Source organism: Azospirillum sp. NS33, assembly GCF_059703765.1.
Map to the genome: position 1 here is coordinate 18,647 of NZ_BAAKJB010000033.1, position 19,344 is coordinate 37,990.

14 protein-coding genes are annotated in these 19,344 nt (G+C 72.6%); 11 read left to right on the forward strand and 3 right to left on the reverse strand.

Annotated elements, in window-relative coordinates; translation table 11 throughout:
• The first annotated feature begins 218 nt into the window (after window positions 1–218).
• Window positions 219–3,071 carry an excinuclease ABC subunit UvrA gene (gene uvrA, locus AC6H2I_RS23780; RefSeq protein ID WP_497503240.1) on the forward strand — a complete coding sequence of 951 codons (2,853 nt, stop codon included), beginning with the start codon at window positions 219–221 and terminating at the stop codon, window positions 3,069–3,071.
• 144 nt (window positions 3,072–3,215) lie between these two features.
• Here the strand turns inward: uvrA and AC6H2I_RS23785 are convergent, their stop codons facing one another.
• Entirely contained in the window at window positions 3,216–4,196 is a 981-nt protein-coding gene (locus tag AC6H2I_RS23785) for a diacylglycerol/lipid kinase family protein (RefSeq protein WP_497503241.1), read from the reverse strand.
• 204 nt (window positions 4,197–4,400) lie between these two features.
• Here AC6H2I_RS23785 and AC6H2I_RS23790 point away from each other — a divergent pair, with 204 nt between their 5' ends.
• The 10 genes from AC6H2I_RS23790 to AC6H2I_RS23835 all read left to right on the forward strand — a co-directional run bounded on the left by AC6H2I_RS23790 (window position 4,401) and on the right by AC6H2I_RS23835 (window position 16,187).
• On the forward strand, window positions 4,401–5,186 hold the full coding sequence (locus tag AC6H2I_RS23790; RefSeq protein ID WP_497503242.1) for a UDP-2,3-diacylglucosamine diphosphatase: 786 nt from the start codon (window positions 4,401–4,403) through the stop codon (window positions 5,184–5,186).
• Entirely contained in the window at window positions 5,183–6,196 is a 1,014-nt protein-coding gene (locus tag AC6H2I_RS23795; RefSeq protein WP_497503243.1) for a glycosyltransferase family 4 protein, read from the forward strand. The genes AC6H2I_RS23790 and AC6H2I_RS23795 overlap by 4 nt, the downstream gene beginning before the upstream one ends.
• A gap of 309 nt (window positions 6,197–6,505) precedes the next feature.
• Entirely contained in the window at window positions 6,506–7,792 is a 1,287-nt protein-coding gene (locus AC6H2I_RS23800) for a 3-deoxy-D-manno-octulosonic acid transferase (protein WP_497503244.1), read from the forward strand.
• A complete protein-coding gene (lpxK, locus tag AC6H2I_RS23805) occupies window positions 7,789–8,769 on the forward strand; it encodes a tetraacyldisaccharide 4'-kinase (RefSeq protein WP_497503245.1) in 981 nt (326 codons plus the stop codon). The genes AC6H2I_RS23800 and lpxK overlap by 4 nt, the downstream gene beginning before the upstream one ends.
• Complete coding sequence (locus AC6H2I_RS23810) at window positions 8,769–9,677, forward strand: LpxL/LpxP family acyltransferase (protein WP_497503246.1); 909 nt, start codon at window positions 8,769–8,771, stop codon at window positions 9,675–9,677. Before lpxK ends, AC6H2I_RS23810 begins: the two co-directional genes overlap by 1 nt.
• A gap of 99 nt (window positions 9,678–9,776) precedes the next feature.
• On the forward strand, window positions 9,777–10,430 hold the full coding sequence (locus AC6H2I_RS23815) for a LysE family translocator (protein ID WP_497503247.1): 654 nt from the start codon (window positions 9,777–9,779) through the stop codon (window positions 10,428–10,430).
• A 105-nt stretch (window positions 10,431–10,535) separates the two neighbouring features.
• A complete protein-coding gene (locus AC6H2I_RS23820; protein WP_497503248.1) occupies window positions 10,536–11,504 on the forward strand; it encodes a TAXI family TRAP transporter solute-binding subunit in 969 nt (322 codons plus the stop codon).
• 49 nt (window positions 11,505–11,553) lie between these two features.
• Complete coding sequence (locus AC6H2I_RS23825; RefSeq protein ID WP_497503249.1) at window positions 11,554–13,368, forward strand: TRAP transporter permease; 1,815 nt, start codon at window positions 11,554–11,556, stop codon at window positions 13,366–13,368.
• A 109-nt stretch (window positions 13,369–13,477) separates the two neighbouring features.
• Window positions 13,478–15,265, forward strand: a complete 1,788-nt coding sequence (locus AC6H2I_RS23830; RefSeq protein WP_497503250.1) for an IlvD/Edd family dehydratase — start codon at window positions 13,478–13,480, stop codon at window positions 15,263–15,265.
• Window positions 15,266–15,275: 10 nt separating this feature from the next.
• On the forward strand, window positions 15,276–16,187 hold the full coding sequence (locus tag AC6H2I_RS23835; protein WP_497503251.1) for a sugar kinase: 912 nt from the start codon (window positions 15,276–15,278) through the stop codon (window positions 16,185–16,187).
• 32 nt (window positions 16,188–16,219) lie between these two features.
• Here AC6H2I_RS23835 and AC6H2I_RS23840 read toward each other — a convergent pair whose 3' ends face one another.
• Window positions 16,220–16,921, reverse strand: a complete 702-nt coding sequence (locus AC6H2I_RS23840; RefSeq protein ID WP_497503252.1) for a glutathione binding-like protein — start codon at window positions 16,919–16,921, stop codon at window positions 16,220–16,222.
• Window positions 16,922–17,060: 139 nt separating this feature from the next.
• Window positions 17,061–19,244, reverse strand: a complete 2,184-nt coding sequence (locus AC6H2I_RS23845) for a DNA topoisomerase (protein ID WP_497503253.1) — start codon at window positions 19,242–19,244, stop codon at window positions 17,061–17,063.
• Between the last annotated feature and the right edge of the window lie 100 nt (window positions 19,245–19,344).

Genomic DNA, 19,344 nt, shown 5'->3' on the forward strand with positions numbered 1-19,344 from the left:
CGCCGGGTCAACGGACGATGATGGCACGCCCTCACTGGAACATACCAAGAACGTATACCGCGCGCGGCGGCGTCGGGGGAAGCGGTTTCGTGCGCCCGCCGCAACGCGGCATCGCGCTGGTGGCAATCGGCGGGCGTGCCGTCCATATCTGTGCGGGCTCTGCTCCGGCGCCCGCTCGCCCTCTTTCTTTCGGCATGGCTTTCGGCTAAGAACACTCCATGAACAAGACCATCAGCGTCCGCGGCGCGCGGGAACACAACCTGAAGAACGTCGACGTCGACCTGCCGCGCGACCGGCTGATCGTCATCACCGGGCTCAGCGGGTCGGGCAAGTCGTCGCTGGCCTTCGACACCATCTACGCCGAGGGCCAGCGCCGCTACGTCGAGAGCCTGTCGGCCTACGCCCGCCAGTTCCTCGAGCTGATGCAGAAGCCGGACGTCGACTCCATTGAGGGGCTGTCCCCGGCGATCTCCATCGAGCAGAAGACGACCTCCCGGAACCCGCGCTCGACCGTGGGCACGGTGACGGAGATCTACGATTACATGCGCCTGCTGTGGGCGCGCGTCGGCATCCCCTACTCGCCCGCCACCGGCCTGCCCATCGAGAGCCAGACCGTCAGCCAGATGGTCGACCGCATCCAGGAGATGGCCGAGGGCACCCGGCTGCTGCTGCTGGCCCCCTTCGTGCGCGGCCGCAAGGGCGAGTACCGCAAGGAGATCCAGGAGCTGCGCAAGCGCGGCTTCCAGCGCGTGCGGGTCGACGGCACCATGCACGAGATCGACGAGGTGCCGGCGCTCAACAAGAAGCTCAAGCACGACATCGAGGTGGTGGTCGACCGCCTGGTGGTGCGCGAGGGCCTGGGCAACCGCCTGGCCGATTCCCTGGAGACCGCGCTGGCGCTGGCCGACGGCATCGTCTTCGTGGAGAACGCCGATTCGGGCGAGCAGGCGGTGTTCTCCCAGAAGTTCGCCTGCCCGGTGTCCGGCTTCACCATCCCCGAGATCGAGCCGCGCCTGTTCTCCTTCAACAACCCCTTCGGCGCCTGCCCGGCCTGCGACGGCCTGGGCTCGAAGATCTACTTCGACCCCCTGCTGGTGGTGCCCGACGAGGGCCGCTCCCTGGCCAAGGGGGCGATCGCGCCCTGGGCCAACTCCTCGTCCAAGTACTACGACCAGACGCTGGAAAGCCTGTGCCGCCATTTCGACGTGGCGATGACCACGCCGTGGGAGGGCCTGCCCGAGGAGGTGCGCCGCACCATCCTGTTCGGTTCCGACGGCGCGCCGATCACCATGACCTACGACGACGGGCTGCGGAACTACCAGACCCACAAGGCCTTCGAGGGAATCGTCAACAACCTGGAGCGCCGCTTCCGCGAGACCGACAGCGCCTGGGTGCGCGACGAGCTGTCGAAATTCCAGTCCTCCCAGCCCTGCGAGACCTGCAAGGGCGCCCGGCTGAAGCCGGAGGCGCTGGCGGTGAAGGTGCGCGGCCACCACATCTCCGACGCCGCCGCCATGTCCATCGCCGAGGCGGGGGCGTGGTTCGCCGCGCTGTCGGAGCACCTGCGCCCCAAGGACCGCGAGATCGCCCACCGCATCCTCAAGGAGATCAACGAGCGCCTGGGCTTCCTCAACGCGGTCGGGCTGGAGTACCTGACGCTCGGCCGCGGCTCCGGCTCGCTGTCGGGCGGCGAGAGCCAGCGCATCCGCCTGGCCTCGCAGATCGGCTCCGGCCTCACCGGCGTGCTCTACGTGCTCGACGAGCCGTCGATCGGTCTGCACCAGCGCGACAACGACCGCCTGCTGGCGACCTTGAAGCGGCTGCGCGACCTCGGCAACACGGTGCTGGTGGTGGAGCACGACGAGGACGCCATCCGCAGCGCCGACTACCTCGTCGACATGGGCCCGGGCGCCGGCGCCCATGGCGGCACGGTGGTGGCGCACGGCACCCCGGCCGAGGTGCAGCAGAACCCGGCCAGCCTGACCGCCCAGTTCCTCAACGGGACGCGCGGCATCCCGGTGCCGGCGGCGCGCCGTCCCGGCCACCCCGGCCAGGTTCTGGAGGTGACGGGGGCGCGCGCCAACAACCTGCAGGACGTCGCCGCACGGGTGCCGCTGGGCACCTTCACCTGCGTCACCGGGGTGTCGGGCGGCGGCAAGTCGACCCTGGTGGTCGAGACCCTGTACCGGGCGGTGGCGCGCCGGCTGATGGGGGCGCGCGAGCATCCGGCCGAGCACGACGCGCTGAACGGGCTGGAGCACCTGGACAAGGTCATCGACATCGACCAGTCGCCGATCGGGCGCACCCCGCGCTCCAACCCCGCGACCTACACCGGCGCCTTCACGCCGATCCGCGACTGGTTCGCCGGCCTGCCCGAGGCCAAGGCCCGCGGTTACGGCCCCGGCCGCTTCTCGTTCAACGTCAAGGGCGGGCGCTGCGAGGCGTGCCAGGGCGACGGCGTCATCAAGATCGAGATGCACTTCCTGCCCGACGTCTACGTCACCTGCGACGTCTGCCACGGCAAGCGCTACAACCGCGAGACGCTGGAGATCCTCTACCGCGACAAGAGCATCGCCGACGTGCTCGACATGACGGTGGTGGAGGGCAAGGAGTTCTTCAAGGCGGTGCCGTCGATCCGCGACAAGCTGGAGACCCTGGACCGGGTGGGGCTGGGCTACATCCACGTCGGCCAGCCCGCCACCACCCTGTCGGGCGGCGAGGCGCAGCGGGTCAAGCTGTCGAAGGAGCTGAGCCGGCGCGCCACCGGGCGCACCCTCTACATCCTCGACGAGCCGACCACCGGCCTGCACTTCGCCGACGTGGAGAAGCTGCTGGAGGTGCTCCACGCCCTGGTCGACCAGGGCAACACGGTGCTGGTGATCGAGCACAACCTCGAGGTCATCAAGACCGCGGACTGGGTCATCGACCTCGGCCCCGAGGGCGGCACCGGCGGCGGCGAGATCGTCGCGGCCGGCACCCCCGAGGACGTCGCCCGGGTCGAACGCAGCTACACCGGCCGCTACCTCGCCCCCTATTTGCAGGCCCGCTCCAAAAAGAAGAAGCGGGCGTAGGGCTCCCCGGCCTTGGCACGACGGGCACCGTCGCGGCGGCATCGTGTCGCGGCGGTGCCGGGCCGGGGCACCGTCGCCACCGGCCCATCCCAGGCCGCTGCCGTACCGGATCGCGGCACGACGATCAGGCGCGTGAAGGCCCCGTCATGCGTCTGATCGTTCAGTCCTGTCGTTCGTGATCCGCACGCCCTGCCCCACCAGGACCGGGAGGGTCCAGGGGGAGACGGCGATCTCCGCCGGCACGCGGGCGATGACGTCGCCGTCGCCCTGCACGGCGTCGCCGTCCGGCCCCTCGATGACGATCCGGCTGGCCGGCACCACCCGGTAGTCGCGGAAGTGCCGGAGGCGCCCCGCCGTCACACCCCAGACGTACCGCAAGGCGTTCCAGCGCCCCCGGCCGGGGAACAGGCAGACGTGCAGGCGCGGGTCGCTGAGGCAGGCGTCCGGCGCGCACACGAAGGTGCCGCCGTAGAAATGGCCGTTGGCAACGATCACCGACGCCACCTCGTGGACCACCCCGTCGACGGTCACGCGGTAGCGCCGCTCCCGGTCCGCGGCCAGTTGGCCCAGCGTCTCCAGCACGTAGGCGCCCTTGCCGATCAGCCGCTTCACGCCCGAGTCCACGCGCTCCACCACCTGGGCGTCGAGGCCGACCCCGGCCATCATGGCGAAGCAGCGGCCGTTGGCGACGCCGAGGTGGATCGGGCGCTCGGCGCCCATCGCCAGCACGCCGGCCGCCGCCACCGGGTCGAGCGGCAAGGCCAGCTCGTGGGCCAGGACGTTCGCCGTGCCGAGCGCGACCACGCCCATGGGAATCGGTGCGACCGCGCCGCCGCCGCGCGCCGCCAGGCCGTTGATCGCCTCGTTGATGGTGCCGTCGCCGCCGGCCACCGCCACCGCATCGAAGGCTCCCGGGGCCAGGCTGCGCGCCAGCGATTCGGCGTCGCCACGCCCGGTCGTGGCGTGCACCGTCACGCTGGCCCCGTAGCGCTGGGCCAGCGCCTCGACCGCGACCCGCAGCCGCCGGGTCCGCCGCCCGCCGGCGACAGGGTTGTGGATCACCAGGATGCGGCGGCGCGGCAAGGAGACCGCCGTGGACGCCGGTTCAGAGATGAGAGCCTTCAACGTCGGTCCTTCCCGGGCAAGCCCGCGCGAGTGTTACCGCATTATGACAGTAAAAATACTGTACTGTTACTACGACACGGCGATGTGTCAAATTGACGACGGGGTTAGTTCGTCCTTATCGACAGGATTGTCAAGGGCCACATTTGGATGTATAGGGGCTGTGACTTGACTATCCCTTGTCGCACCAGGGACGGAGTGCGGATTATGGACGGGATCTCCGGCGTGAAACGATATCGCAGCATTTGGATCTCCGATGTCCACTTGGGAACGCGGGGCTGCAAGGCCGACCTGCTGCTCGACTTCCTCAAGCACAACGAATCGGACTTCCTCTATCTCGTCGGCGACATCGTCGACGGCTGGCGGCTGCGCAAGAGCTGGTATTGGCCGCAAGCCCACAACGACGTGGTCCAGAAGATCCTGCGCCGGGCGCGCAAGGGCACCCAGGTCGTCTACATCCCGGGCAACCACGACGAGGCCGCCCGCGAGTACGTGGGCCTGCAGTTCGGTGGCGTCCAGGTGATGGAGGAGGCCATCCACACCGGCGCCGACGGCCGCCGCTATCTCATCATCCACGGCGACCAGTTCGACGCCGTCGTGAAATACGCGAAATGGCTGGCGCTGATCGGCGACCAGGCCTACGTCGTCCTCCTCAACGTCAACACCGCCCTGAATTGGGCCCGTCGCAAATTGGGCTTTACCTACTGGTCCGTATCCGCCTATCTCAAGCACAAGGCCAAGAGCGCCGTCGAGTATATCGGCAAATACGAAGAGGCTCTGGCCGAGGAGGCGCGGCGACGCGAGGTTGACGGCATCATCTGCGGACACATCCACAACGCAGAGATGCGGGACATGGAAGGCGTACTCTATTGCAACGACGGCGATTGGGTCGAATCCTGCACCGCCTTGGTCGAGCACGAAACCGGCGAGCTGGAAATCATCAACTGGGCGGAAGTCTTGCGTCGCCGGGACTCGGTCAAGGCGGCCGCGTGAACATCCTCATCGTCAGCGACGCCTGGCACCCCCAGGTGAACGGCGTCGTGCGGACCATCGCGACCGTGCGCGCCGAGCTGGAGCAGATGGGGCATGTGGTGGAGGTGATCGGCCCCGACCGCTTCCGCACCCTGCCGATGCCCACCTACCCGGAAATCCGCCTGGCCCTCGGCGCCGGGCGCCGGCTGCCGCCGATGATCGACGCGCTGCGGCCCGACTGCATCCACATCGCCACCGAGGGGCCGCTAGGCCACGCCGCCCGGCGCTACTGCCTGAAGCGCGCGATTCCCTTCACCACCGCCTACCACACCCGGTTTCCCGAATACGTCCGCGACCGCGTGCCGGTGCCGCTGGCGTGGAGCTACGCCGTGGTGCGCCGCTTCCACAAGCCGGCGGCGGCGGTGATGGTGGCCACCGCGTCCATCGAGCAGGACCTGAGGGCCCGCGGCTTCACCAACATCCGGCGCTGGACCCGTGGCGTCGACACCGAGCTGTTCCACCCCGGCGACCAGGGCCTCCCGGACATGCTGGCCGGCCTGCCGCGGCCGCTGCTGATGTACGTCGGCCGCGTCGCCGTGGAGAAGAACCTGGAGGAGTTCCTCAAGATCGCCGGCCTGCCCGGCACCAAGGTGGTGGTCGGCGACGGCCCGGCGCGCGCCGACCTGCAGGCCAAGTACCCGGGCGTGGTGTGGTGCGGGGCCAAGCACGGGGTGGAGCTGGCGCAGCACTACGCCGCCGCCGACGTCTTCGTGTTCCCGTCGCGCACCGACACCTTCGGCCTGGTGCTGCTGGAGGCCCTGGCCTCGGGCGTGCCGGTCGCCGCCTATCCCGTTCCGGGTCCGGTCGACGTCCTGAACGGCACACCGGTCGGCTGCCTCAACGACGACCTCAAGCGCGCCATCGAGACGGCGTTGACGGTGCCGCGCGAGCGCTGCCGCGAATACGCCCTGACCTTCTCCTGGCGCAAGTCGGCCGAACAGTTCCTGGCCAATCTCCGGCCCTTCACCTGAATGCCGATCCAGACCCCGGAAGACCGCAGGGTTTCAAGGATCAGGGGCATTCCCGGGACCGCGCCGTCCGGCGCGGGCCGTGGCCGACACGCGGCGGGTCGGTGTCCACGACTCGGTCCCGGTCCACGACCGCCGCGCCGGCCCCTGGCCGACGGGTTGGCGACGCCCGGGTCGCGCCGTGCGACGGACCGGACGTGCCACATCCGCCGCGCATCCCGGCGCTTCGGTTTCCGGGGGACGGCGTGGTAAGGTCCGCGCCGCCCTGGGCATGCCTGGCGGCGCGTGCATCCAGAACCTCTTGAACCGCATATGCTTCACCTCCTGTACCACGGCCTGACGTCGATCGCCGGGCCGGCGGTCCGCCTGTACCTCGCCCGCCGCCGCGCCGCCGGCAAGGAGGACCCCGCCCGCCAGGACGAGCGCCTCGGCCGGCCGGCCCTGCCGCGCCCGGCGGGGCCCCTGGTGTGGGTGCACGCGGCCAGCGTCGGCGAGGCCAATTCGGTGCTCGTGCTGATCGAGCGGCTGCTGGCCGAGCAGCCCGGCCTCCATGTGCTGATGACCACGGGCACCGTCTCCTCGGCCCGGCTGATGGCCGACCGCCTGCCTTCCCGGGCCCTGCACCAGTACGTCCCGGTCGACCTGCCGGGCGCCGTCGACCGCTTCCTCGACCATTGGCGGCCCGACCTGGTGCTGTGGGTCGAATCCGAGATCTGGCCGAACCTGCTGGGCGGCATCCGCCGCCGCGCCATTCCCGCGGCCCTGGTCAACGCCCGCCTGTCGGCCCGTTCCTTCGCCCGCTGGCAGCGCCTGCCCGGCTTCGCCGCCGGCCTGTTGGCGACGTTCCGCATCACGCTGGCGCAGACGGAGACCGACGCCGGACGGTTGCGGGCGCTGGGCGCGCCGGCGGTGTCCTGCGTCGGCAACCTGAAATTCTCCGCTGCTCCGCCCCCCGCCGACCCGACCGCCCTGGCGGCGCTGAACAGCGCCGTCACCGGCCGGCCGGTGTGGCTGATGGCCAGCACCCACCAGGGCGAGGAGGACATCGCCGCCGCCGTCCACACCGCGCTGGCGGCGCGCCTGCCCGGCCTGCTGACGGTGATCGCGCCGCGCCACCCCCACCGCGGCGGCGCCGTGGCGGAGGCGGTGACGGCGCGCGGCCTCGCCGTGGCCCGCCGCGCCGCCGGCGCCCTGCCCGGCCCCGGCGACGCGGTGTACGTCGCCGACACGCTGGGCGAGCTGGGCGTGCTCTACCGCGTCGCCCCGGCCGTGTGCATGGGGGGGTCCTTCGTGCCGCACGGTGGCCAGAACCCGGTCGAGCCGGCCCAGCTCGGCTGCGCCGTGCTGTACGGGCCGCACATGTGGAACTTCGCCGAGATCACCGACCGGCTCGAGCACGCCGGCGGCGCCCGCGCCGTCGCCGACGCCGACGCGCTGCCCGGCGCGGTGGCCGCCCTGCTGACCGACCCGGCGGCCCGCGCCGCCCTGGTGGCGGGGGCGACCCGGGTGACCACAGAGAACGCCCGCATCGTCGACCGCGCGCTGGCGGTGCTGGCCCCCCTGCTGGTGCCGCTCGGCGGCGCCACCGCGGCACCATGAGAACCCCGGCGTTCTGGTACCGGCCGGCCGGTCTCGCCGCCCGCCTGCTGGCGCCGGCCGGCGCCCTCTACGGCCTGGCCGGGCGGCTGCGCGCCGCCGCCGCGACCCCTTGGACGGCGCCGGTTCCGGTGCTCTGCGTCGGCAACCTGGTGGCCGGCGGGGCCGGCAAGACGCCGGTCGCCATCGCCGTGGCCGGCGCGCTGGCGGCGCGGGGGCTGATGCCGCACATGCTGACCCGCGGCCACGGCGGCCGCGAGGCGGGACCGCTGGCGGGCGACCCCGCCCGCCACGGCGCCGCGGATGTCGGCGACGAGGCCCTCCTGCTGGCCGCCCACGCGCCGACCTGGGTGGCCCGCGACCGCGTCGCCGGGGCGCGCGCCGCCGCCGCCGCGGGGGCCGCCGCGCTGGTCATGGACGACGGTTTCCAGAATCCCCACCTCCACAAGGACCTGGCGCTGGTGGTCGCCGACGGCTCCGTCGGCTTCGGCAACGGCCGCCTGGTGCCCGCCGGCCCCCTGCGCGAGCCGGTGGCCCGCGGGCTCGCCCGGGCCGACGCCCTGGTCGTGGTTGGCGAGGACCGGGCGGGGCTGGCCGGGCTCGCCGGCGCGCTGCCGGTCCTCCACGCCCGCCTCGCGCCCGACCGGGAGGCCGCGGACCTCGCCGGCCGGCCGGTCCTCGCCTTCGCCGGCATCGGGCGGCCCGAGAAGTTCTTCACCACCCTGCGCGACCTCGGCGCCGATCTCGTCGAGGCCGTGCCCTTCCCGGACCACCATCCCTACGCGGCGGGCGAGATCGGCCGGCTGCTGGAGCGCGCCGCCGCCCGCGGCGCCGTTGCCGTCACCACCGCCAAGGATGCCGTGCGCCTGCCGGAGACCGCCCGCGCCCGGGTGCGGGTCGTCCCGGTGCGCGTGGTGTGGGACCGCCCCGACGCCGTCGACGCCGTCCTCGACCGCCTGGCACCGCGGGGGCGGGGCTGATGGCCCGGCCCCGCGGCGCGCTGGCGCGCTGGCTGACGCGGCGCGTCGCCCACCCGGTGGAGGCCGCCCTGGCCTACGCCGCCTGCGCCGTGTTCGGCGCGCTGCCGCTCGACGCGGCGTCGGCCCTGGGCGGCTGGATCGGCCGCACCGTCGGGGCCCGCCTGCCGGGCAGCGCCCGCGCCCGCCGCAACCTCGCCCGCGCCTTCCCGGAGAAGGGACCGGCGGAGATCGAGGCGATCGTCCGCGGCATGTGGGACAACCTCGGCCGCACCATGGCGGAATACCCGCACCTCGCCGCCCTGGCCGACACCGGGCCGGGTGGGCGCACCGAGCTGGTGGGCGGGGAGCACGCGGTCGCCCTGCGCGACGACGGGCGCGCCGGCCTGCTGGTGTCCGGCCACCTCGCCAACTGGGAGGTGCTGCCGGCGGTGTCCCACGCCCTGGGACTGGAACTGGCGGTGATCTACCGCGCACCCAACAACCCCATCGTCGACCGCCTGCTGGTCCGGCTGCGCGGCCCCGCCGCCAACACCCTGCTGCGCAAGGGCGCGGAGGGCGCCCGCGGCCTCGTCCGCGTGCTGTCCCGGGGCGGGCATGCGGGGCTGCTGATCGACCAGAAGATGAACGACGGCATTCCCGTCCCCTTCTTCGGCCGCGACGCCATGACCGCGCCGGCGGCCGCCCAACTGGCGCTGCGCTTCGGCCTGCCCCTTCACCCCGTGCGCGTCGAGCGCCTGGGTGGCGCCCGTTTCCGCATCACCGTCCTGCCCGCGCTCGACCTGCCGGCCAGCGGCGACCGCACCGCCGACACCTGCACGGTCATGGTCCAGCTCAACGCCCTGCTGGAGACGTGGATCCGCGAACGGCCGGAACAGTGGCTGTGGCTGCACCGCCGCTGGCCGGACTGACCCTGGGGACACCCCTGCGCAGGCTGCACGGGTCAGGCGATGCCGCCAACGGTAGGCTGCGCCCATCGTCCGTCCACCTGCCCGCCGGAGTCCCGGTCCATGCCCCTCGACCCCCATCTCCTGCAGCTCTACCTGGTCGCCGCGGCGCTGCTGATCGTGGCCCCGGGGCCGGACCTGCTGCTGGTGCTGTCGCGCAGCCTGACTGAGGGGCGTGCGGCCGGCTTCGTCGCCACCGCCGGCATCACCGCCGGCAACGTGATCCAGGCGGTGCTGGCGGCGGCCGGGGTGTCCGCGCTGGTCGCCGCCTCGCCCCTGCTGTTCGACCTGCTGCGCTGGGGCGGCGGCGCCTATCTCGCGTGGATCGGCGGCCGCGCGCTGTGGGCCGCGGTGACGGCGCGCGGCGCCGACCGCGCCACCCTGCCCGCCGTCGCCGCCGCGTCACCCCGCCGGGTGTTCGTCACCGCGCTGCTGACCAACCTGCTCAACCCGAAGGTGATCCTCTTCTATCTCGCCTTCGTGCCCCAGTTCGTGGCGCCCGAACGCGGCGCGGTGGCGCTTCAGATCTTCCTGCTGGGCCTGATTCTCGGCCTGGGGGGCTGCCTGTTCCTGCTGGCGGTCGCCGCCTCGGGGGCCGGGGCCGCCCGCGCCGTGCTGACCAGCCGGCGCCTGCAAGGCGCGCTCGACGGGGTGTGCGGGGTGCTGTTCCTGGGGTTCGCCGTACGCCTTCTGCTGACCGAGCGGCGCGTCGCCTGAGCGCAGTCCGCCTGTGAATTGACAGCGCCGCCGCGCCCCCCCTATCGTCCGGGACAACCAAGCAAAACACCCCGGCCGACCCGGCCAGGGAGGATGGAGACCCCCATGAAGACACACCTGTTCGCGGCCGCGCTGGCCGCGCTGTCGCTGACGGCGGCCGTCCCGGCGGCGGCGCAGGAGCGCGTGACCCTGAAATCGGCGACCTCGTCCTCGTCCTACTACGTCATGGTCGTGCAGATCGGCGAGGCCCTGAAGGTCGCCACCGACGGCGCCATCCAGCCGACGGTGGAGGAGAGCCAGGGCTCCGTCCAGAACGTCAAGGAGGCGGGCAAGCGCCCCGGCAACTTCGTCTTCACCTCGCCGCCCAACCTGCTGGCCAACGCCCGCGCCGGCAAGAAGCCGTTCGAGGGGGAGAGCGGCTACGACCGCATCCGCACCCTCTTCGTCATGCCGCCGGTCACGGTGCACTTCGTGGTGCGCGCCGATTCCGGCATCACCGACATCACCGGCCTCGCGGGCCAGGACTACATCGGCGGCGGCAAGGGCACCTTCTGCGAGGGACGCACCACCGCCATCCTCAAGGCCCTGGGGCTGGACGGCAAGGTCAACATCGTCGACGTCGAGCTGGCCTCGGCCGACAACGCCGTGCGCAACCGCAAGGTCGTGGGCTACACCACCTGCTCGTCCCATCCCACGCCCGGCGTGACCGAGCTGGCGACCAACACGCCGATCCGGGTGCTGTCGCTGACGCCGCAGCAGCTCGCCACCGTGCTGGAGCTGGACTCCGCGTCCGGTCCGGTGACCATCGCCCAGGACACGTACAAGGGCCTGGAGGGCGACGTCCAGACCGTCGGCGTGCCGGTCGGCGGCTTCACCACCACCGCCATGACCGACGACACCGCCTACACCATCACCAAGACCTTCTGGTCCAAGCGCGACGCGATGGCCGAGAAGAACCCGTGGTGGAAGGCGATCGCGCCGGAGCAGGTGAACCAGCTCGGCACCCCCATCCACCCCGGCGCCCTGCGCTACTACAAGGAAGCCGGCGTCGCCATCGACGCGGCGCTCCAGTAACCCTGTCCCGGCGGCCGCGGCTGGCTCCTTCGACGAAAAAGCACCGATCATGACCGATACCACCGCCGCGGCCGCCGCCGCGCCGCACGGCACCTCCCTGGAACGCCTGCTGCTGGTCGGCGCCGCGGCCGCCACCGTGGGCGTCCACGTCTGGCTGATCTTCTCGGGCCTGGTGCCCAACCTGATCGCCCGGCCGCTGCACCTCATGGTGTCGCTGCCCTGGATCTTCGTCTTCGCCGCGGCGCGGGGCCGGATCTCCCGGGCGACGGGCTACGTGGCCTGCGCCCTCGGCGTCGCCGGCTGCCTCTACATCATCGCCAGCCGCGAGACCATCGTCGAGCAGTACGGCTCGCTCGACGGCAGCCTGTTCCAGTACGCGCTGGCGGTGGTGCTGATCCTGGTGGTGCTGGAGATGGCCCGGCGCGCCGTGCAGCCGGTGCTGCCGGCGGTGGCGCTGGTGGTGCTGGCCTACGGCCTGTTCGGCGAGCTGCTGCCGGGCACCCTGGGCCACGGCGGCATCCCGCTGGACTATTTCCTCGGCAACCTCGTGGTCGCCGAGGGCGGCCTGTGGGGGTTGATGACCGGCACCTCCATCGACCTGATCGTGCCCTTCCTGATCCTCGGCGCCATGGTCTCGGCCGGCGAGGCGGGAACCGGATTCATGGCGCTGGCCACCCAGCTCGCCGGGCGTTTCAAGGCGGGTGCGGCCAAGGTGGCGGTGCTCGGCTCGGCGCTCTACGGCACCATCTCGGGCTCGGCCTCGGCCAACGTCGCCTCGGTCGGCACCATCACCATCCCGGCGATGAAGCGCATGGGCTATCCCCCGGCCTTCGCCGCGGCGACCGAGGCGGTGGCCTCCACCGGCGGGCAGATCATGCCGCCGGTGATGGGGGCCGGCGCCTTCATCATGGCCGAACTGCTGCGCATCCGCTACACCGAGGTGGCGGTCGCCGCCGTCCTGCCGGCGGTGCTGTTCTTCGCCGCCTCGTGGATCGGCATCCATTTCTTCGCCATCCGCTACCGCCTGTCCGGCGTCCCGCGCGACGAGCTGCCGGGCTGGGCGCGGGTTGGCGTGGCCGCCCCGTTCTTCCTGCTGCCCCTGGTCATCCTCGTCACCATGATGATGGTGCTGGACTACTCCCCGGCCTACGCGGCCATGGGGGCGGCAGCGGTCACGACGGTGTTCCTCGGCTTCGACGACCGCCTGCGCTTCAGCGCGCGGCGGTGGTGGGCGCGCACCGAAACGGCGGTGGTCGACGCCGCCCGGCAGATCGCCTTCATCGCCGCCATCCTGATCTGCGCCGGGGTGATCGTCGGCGTGTTCAACGCGACCGGCCTGGGGGTCAAGGTCACCTCGCTGATCGTCAGCCTGTCGGGCGACCGGCTGTGGGTGGCGCTGCTGCTGACCGCGGCGGCCTGCATGGTGCTGGGGATGGAGCTGCCGACCACCGCCGCCTACCTGATCTGCATCGCGGTGGCCGGGCCGGCGCTGGTGGAGCTGGGCCTGCCGGAGCTGCACGGGCACATGTTCGTGTTCTGGTACGCGCTGCTGTGCACCATCACCCCGCCGGTGTGCGGCACCGTCTTCGTCGCCGCGGGCATCGCCGGAGCGCCGTGGCTGTCGGTGGCCGTCCAGGCCATGCGCATCGGCATCGGCCTCTACATCGTGCCGCTCGCCATGGTCGCCAACCCGTCGCTGCTGCTGCTGGGCACGGCACCGGTCGCGGCGCTGGCGGCGGGGGCCAAGGTGCTGGCCGGCACGACGCTGGTCAGCTACGCCACCATCGGCGGCGCCCGCCATCCCGTGGCCGGCGTCGCCGCCTTCGCCGGCGGCGTGGCGGTGCTGTTCCTGTTCGGCATCTGACGCGCCGTCACACCCCCTTTGGCGGGGCGTGACGGGACACCGCGGCGATCCGCACCAATATCTCTTGCGAAGCCCCGCGAGGGACGACACACGCAACGGCGATGGGACAATGGCAACGAACGGCACGACGCGGCGCCTGCGCAGCCAGCAGTGGTTCGACGACACCCACGACCCCGACATGACGGCGCTCTATCTGGAGCGCTATCTGAACTTCGGCTTGACCCGGGGCGAACTGCAGTCGGGCCGGCCGATCATCGGCATCGCCCAGACCGGCAGCGACCTCACCCCCTGCAACCGCCATCACCTGGACCTGGCGCAGCGGGTCAAGGACGGCATCCGCGACGCCGGCGGCATCCCGCTGGAGTTCCCGGTCCACCCGATCCAGGAGACGGGGCGGCGCCCGACCGCGGCGCTCGACCGCAACCTCGCCTATCTCGGGCTGGTGGAGACGCTCTACGGCTACCCGCTGGACGGCGTGGTGCTGACCACCGGCTGCGACAAGACCACGCCGGCCTGCCTGATGGCCGCGGCCACGGTCGACATCCCGGCCATCGTGCTGTCGGGCGGGCCGATGCTGGACGGCCACCACAAGGGCCGGCTGGTCGGCGCCGGGGCGGCGATCTGGGACGGCCGGCGGCGCCACGCCGCCGGCGAGATCGACTACGCCGAGTTCATGGACATCGCCGCGGAGTCCGCGCCGTCGGTGGGCCACTGCAACACCATGGGCACCGCGCTGTCCATGAACTGCCTGGCCGAGGCGCTGGGCATGTCCCTGCCGGGCTGCGCGGCGATCCCCGCACCGTACCGCGAGCGGGCGCAGATGGCCTACGCCACCGGCCGGCGCGCCGTCGCCATGGTCCACGAGGACCTGCGCCCCTCGGCCATCCTGACCCGGCCGGCGTTCGAGAACGCCATCGCCGTCGCCTCGGCCATCGGCGCCTCCAGCAACTGCCCGCCCCACCTCATCGCCATCGCCCGGCACATGGGCGTCGACCTGACGCTGGACGACTGGCAACGGGTCGGTGCCGACCTGCCGCTGCTGGTCGACTGCCAGCCCGCCGGCGCCTATCTGGGGGAGGCGTTCCACCGCGCCGGCGGCGTGCCCGCGGTGATGGCCGAACTGCTCGGGGCCGGGCGCCTCGACGGCGCCTGCCGCTCCGTGTCGGGGGCCGCCGTGGCCGACATCCTGGCGGGCCGGCCCGAACCCGACCGCCGGGTGGTCCGGCCGTTCGACCGGCCGCTGCGCGAGAAGGCGGGCTTCGTCGTGCTGTCCGGCAACCTGTTCGACGCCGCGGTGATGAAGGTGTCGGTGATCTCCGACGCGTTCCGCGCCCGCTACCTCGCCCGCCCCGGCCAGGAGGAGGTGGCGGAGCTGCGCGCGGTGGTGTTCGACGGCCCCGAGGACTACCGGGCGCGGATCAACGACCCGGACCTCGCCGTCGACGCCGACTGCATCCTGGTCATCCGCGGCTGCGGCGTCATCGGCTTTCCGGGATCCGGCGAGGTCGTGAACATGCAGCCTCCCGACGCGCTGATCCGCGCCGGCGTGACCGAGCTGCCGACCATGGGCGACGGCCGCCAGAGCGGCACGTCGGCCAGCCCGTCGATCCTCAACGCCTCCCCGGAATCGGTGGTTGGCGGCGGGCTGGCGTTGCTGCGCACCGGCGACACGGTGCGCCTCGACCTGACGCGCAACCGCGTCGACGCACTGGTCGAGGATGCGGAGTTGCAACGGCGCCGCGACGCCCTCACTCTGCCCGCCCTCACCCATTCCACGCCATGGCAGGAGATCTACCGCAGCATGACCGGACAGCTTTCCACCGGGGCCTGCCTGGAGCCGGCGACCGCGTTCCTCCAGGTGCTGGAGCGGCGGGGCCCGCCGCGCCATTCCCATTGAGGCCGAGGCCATGAAGCGAATCGCCGCCATCGGCGAATGCATGGTGGAGCTGCAGGAGACGGGGCCCGGCAGCGGGCTCTACAGCCAGGCCTTCGGCGGCGACACGCTGAACGCCGCCGTCTACCTGCACCGCGCCCTGCCCGTCGGGACGGGCCGCGTCGGCTACGTCACCGCCCTGGGCGACGATCCCTTCAGCGACCACATGGCCCGGTGGTTCGCCGAGCAGGGCCTCGACACCGCCCTGGTCGCCCGGCTGCCCGGCGAGACGCCCGGCCTCTATGTCATCGTGCTGGACGAACGGGGGGAACGCACCTTCCACTACTGGCGCAACGCCGCCGCCGCGCGGCGCATGCTGGACGGACCGGCGGCGCTGCAGCGCCTGGCGCCGCTGGAACGCTACGACCTGGTCTATCTGTCCGGCATCACCCTGGCCATTCTCGACGCCACGGCACGGCAGCGGCTGATGGACCTGCTCGACCGGGTGCGCGGCAACGGCGGGGTGGTCGCCTTCGACGGCAATTACCGGCCCCGCCTGTGGGCGTCACGCGACGAGGCCCAGCAGGCCCTGACCGACGCCCTGCGCCGGACCACCATCGCCCTGCCCACCCTGGACGACGAGCGGGCGCTGTTCGGCGACGACGACGCCACGGCGACGGCCGAGCGCCTGCACGCCCTGGGGGTGGCGGAGGTGGTGGTGAAGCGCGGGCCGGAGGCGGCGCTGGTCTCGGCGTCCGGCGCGCGGGCCTGGGTGGCGCCGCCGCCGGTCGCGACGGTGGTGGACACCACCGCGGCCGGCGATTCCTTCAACGGCGCCTACCTCGCCGGGCGCCTCGCCGGGCTGGACCCGGACGCCGCGGCGGCCCAGGGTCACGCCATGGCGGGGCGGGTGGTGCAGTTCCGCGGCGCGATCATCTCGGCCTGACGGGTGGGGCCCCCGCGCGGGGGCCCACCCCCCTAGCGCGCCGGGCCCTGGGCGGTCTGGCCGAACAGGATCTTCTTGCTCTCCTCGGTGACCGTGGTGCGGCTGCGCCACGGCTCGCCCGCCGCGTAGGCCCGCTCGGTCCCCGGGCGGGCCCGCACCGCCTCGAACCAGCGCTTCAGGTCGGGGAACGACTCCAGGTCCTGCTGCTGGCGCTCCCAGGGGACGATCCAGGGATAGCAGGCCATGTCGGCGATGGAGTAGTCGTCGCCGGCGATGAAGGCGCGGCCCTTCAAGCGGCCGTCGAGCACGCCGTAGAGCCGGTTGGTCTCCTTGACGTAGCGCTCCATGGCATAGGGGATGCGCTCGGGCGCGTACTGGACGAAGTGGTGGTTCTGCCCGGCCATGGGCCCGAGGCCGCCGACCTGCCAGAACAGCCACTCCAGCACCGTCTTGCGGGCCCGCAGCGCGCCGGGCAGGAAGCGCCCGGTCTTCTCGGCGAGGTAGACCAGGATGGCGCCGGATTCGAACACCGACACCGGCTCGCCGCCGTCGGCCGGGGCGTGGTCGACGATGGCCGGCATGCGGTTGTTGGGCGACAGCGCCAGGAACGCCGGCTTGAACTGCTCGCCGGCGGAGATGTCGACGGGCTGGATGCGGTAGTCGAGACCCGCCTCCTCCAGGAACATGGTGACCTTGTGGCCGTTGGGTGTCGGCCAGTAGTGGAGATCGATCATCCGGGAACTCCGGTTGCGGTGTGTCGCCAGAAACCTAGGGCGCCGCGCGCCGCGGGAAAGCGCCCCTCCGTGGGCGGCCCGGGGTCAGGCCGGCGGGCGCCGGCGCGGGGGTCAGGCCGGCGGGCGCCGGCCCCGGAGGTCAGGCCGGCGGGCGCCGGCCATTCGCGTGGGCGTCGAGAAAGCGGCGGCAGGCCTCGAAGTCGGCCGCGGCGTCCGCCGGCAGCGCCACCCCCGACCGCTCGGCCAGGGTGCGTGCGAAGGCCAGCATCTTGTCGGTCGGTCCGGCGCGGCGCGGCGGACCGGCCGCCGCCACCCCGCCACCCCGCCCGCCCTTGCCGCCGCTCCGGGCGGCGGCCTTGGCGGTGCCCCTTGCGGCCCCCTTGGTCGCGCCTTTGGCCGCTCCTTTGGCGGCGCCCCTCGCGACGCCGGTCCCGGGGCCGCGGCGCCGGCCGCGCCCCGGGACCGCCGGCGCGCCCAGGTCGATGGCGCGCCCCGCCCCGCCCTGCAGCGTGCCGATCAGCCGCTCGGCCTCGGCGGCGATGGCGTCGATCACCGCACGGTAGTCGGCGCGGCCGGTCACCACCTCGTCCAGGCGCATCTCCCACACCGCCGTGGTGCCGGGATCCACCAGCGCCGGGGCCGCCGCGCGCAATCTCTCGAACAGCGCCAGCCCGGCCGCCGTCGGCATCAGCCACTTGCCCTCGGAGTCCAGCAGGCTCTGCCGCTTCAGCCCCTTGATGACCTCGCCCCGGGTCGCCGGGGTGCCGATGCCCTTGGCCTCCTTCAGGCGCTCGCGCAGCGCCGGGTCCTCGACGAAGCGCCAGGCGTTCTGCATGGCGTCGATCAGGGTGCCCTCGTTGTAACGCGGCGGCGGCTGGGTGCGCTTGGCCTCGACCCGGGGATCGCTCAGCGCCGCCGCCTCCCCGTCGCTGAGCGCCGGCAGCTCCTGCTCGTCGTCGGGGGCCGGCGGGCCGTCCTGCTGCTCGGCCGCCGTGTAGACCGCCTTCCAGCCCAGGCGCAGCGGGATGCGGCCGCTCGCCCGGAAGAGCGCCGGGGCGCCGCCGGGAACCGGGACCTCCAGCGTCGCGGTGGTCTGGCGGTACTCGAAATCCGGCATCACGGCGGCGAGGTAAGAGCGGCAGACCAGCGCGAACAGCCGCTTCTCGTCCTCCGACAGGCGGGCCAGGCGCGGCTCCAGATCGTCCAGCACGTTGACGTTGGGAACCACCGCGTGGTGCGACACGCCGGCCAGGGCGCGGTCGCAGAAGTGGCCGGACTTGCCGCGGCGGATCACCGGCCGGGCGATGTCCAGATGGGCGAAGCCGCGCAGCCGGGTCAGGGCGCCGACGATGGCCGGCACGTCGGCGATCTGCGACTCGGCGAGGTGGCGGGCCTCGGCGCGGGGATAGGTGATGAGCTTCTTGCCGGCGCCGTCGTAGAGCTCCTGCGCCACCGCCAGGGTGCGCTCGGCGGTCCATCCCCAGCGCTGGCCGCAGGTCTTCTGAAGCGCAGGCAGATCGAACAGCCGGGGCGGCGCCTGGCGGCGCTCCTCCACGCGGACCGCCAGCGGGCCGGCGTGGGCGGCGGCGGCGGCGGCCACCGCCTCGGCACGGGCGCGGTCCTTGATGCGGTCCTTGGGCGGTGGGGCGTGGCGCATCGGGAAGGCCCCGGCGGCGACGGTGGCGGTCGCCAACACCTCGAAATAATCCTCCGGGACGAAATCGCGGATTTCCAGCTCGCGCAGGCAGACCACCGCCAGCGTTGGCGTCTTCACCCGGCCGATGCCGATCACGCCGCGGGCACCCGGCGCCAACAGCGTCTTGGTCGCCGTCCGCGTCAACGTGAGATTGAATATCTGGTCGGCCTGCTGGCGCGCCACCGCCGCCTCGTAGAGCGGCCGCATCTCCTCGTTCGGCTTCAGCCGGGCGAAGGAGTCCCGAATCGTCTTGGCATCCTGGGCGGTGAACAGGGCGCGCCGCACGCGGCCGCGGAACCCGAGATGCTCCAGGATCTCCTGGCCGATGAGCTGGCCTTCGCGGTCGCAGTCGGTGGCCAGGATCACCTCCTCGCAGCCCTTCAGCGCGGCGGCGATGGCCTTCAGCTTGGCCGTCTTGCCGCCATGGCCGTCGGGACGCGTGGGATAGAGACCGTCCGGCTTCAGCAGGACCGGCATCCACCGCTTCCAGGCGGGGTCGACCTCCTCCGGCTCGGCCAGGCGCAGCAGATGCCCTTCCGCCGGCAGCACGGCGCCATGGCGGTTTCCCAGCGCCGCACGCACGTCCTTGGCCTGGCTGCTCTTTTCAGTGATGATGAGGGTCGCCATCTCACACCCCGTGGTGCCGTCCGAGCGGCCCGATCATCCTAACCATGAAACCGTGAACGTAGCAAGAACGTTTGACGCGACGGGGCGGAGTGCGCTACAG

What these genes read in the sequence shown, in the direction of transcription:
- uvrA (WP_497503240.1), top strand. Translation starts at nt 219, where the DNA reads ATGAACAAGACCATCAGCGTCCGCGGCGCGCGGGAACACAACCTGAAG.
- AC6H2I_RS23790 (WP_497503242.1), top strand. Translation starts at nt 4,401, where the DNA reads ATGGACGGGATCTCCGGCGTGAAACGATATCGCAGCATTTGGATCTCC.
- AC6H2I_RS23800 (WP_497503244.1), top strand. Translation starts at nt 6,506, where the DNA reads ATGCTTCACCTCCTGTACCACGGCCTGACGTCGATCGCCGGGCCGGCG.
- lpxK (WP_497503245.1), top strand. Translation starts at nt 7,789, where the DNA reads ATGAGAACCCCGGCGTTCTGGTACCGGCCGGCCGGTCTCGCCGCCCGC.
- AC6H2I_RS23810 (WP_497503246.1), top strand. Translation starts at nt 8,769, where the DNA reads ATGGCCCGGCCCCGCGGCGCGCTGGCGCGCTGGCTGACGCGGCGCGTC.
- AC6H2I_RS23815 (WP_497503247.1), top strand. Translation starts at nt 9,777, where the DNA reads ATGCCCCTCGACCCCCATCTCCTGCAGCTCTACCTGGTCGCCGCGGCG.
- AC6H2I_RS23820 (WP_497503248.1), top strand. Translation starts at nt 10,536, where the DNA reads ATGAAGACACACCTGTTCGCGGCCGCGCTGGCCGCGCTGTCGCTGACG.
- AC6H2I_RS23825 (WP_497503249.1), top strand. Translation starts at nt 11,554, where the DNA reads ATGACCGATACCACCGCCGCGGCCGCCGCCGCGCCGCACGGCACCTCC.
- AC6H2I_RS23830 (WP_497503250.1), top strand. Translation starts at nt 13,478, where the DNA reads ATGGCAACGAACGGCACGACGCGGCGCCTGCGCAGCCAGCAGTGGTTC.
- AC6H2I_RS23835 (WP_497503251.1), top strand. Translation starts at nt 15,276, where the DNA reads ATGAAGCGAATCGCCGCCATCGGCGAATGCATGGTGGAGCTGCAGGAG.
- AC6H2I_RS23840 (WP_497503252.1), bottom strand. Translation starts at nt 16,921, where the DNA reads ATGATCGATCTCCACTACTGGCCGACACCCAACGGCCACAAGGTCACC.
- AC6H2I_RS23845 (WP_497503253.1), bottom strand. Translation starts at nt 19,244, where the DNA reads ATGGCGACCCTCATCATCACTGAAAAGAGCAGCCAGGCCAAGGACGTG.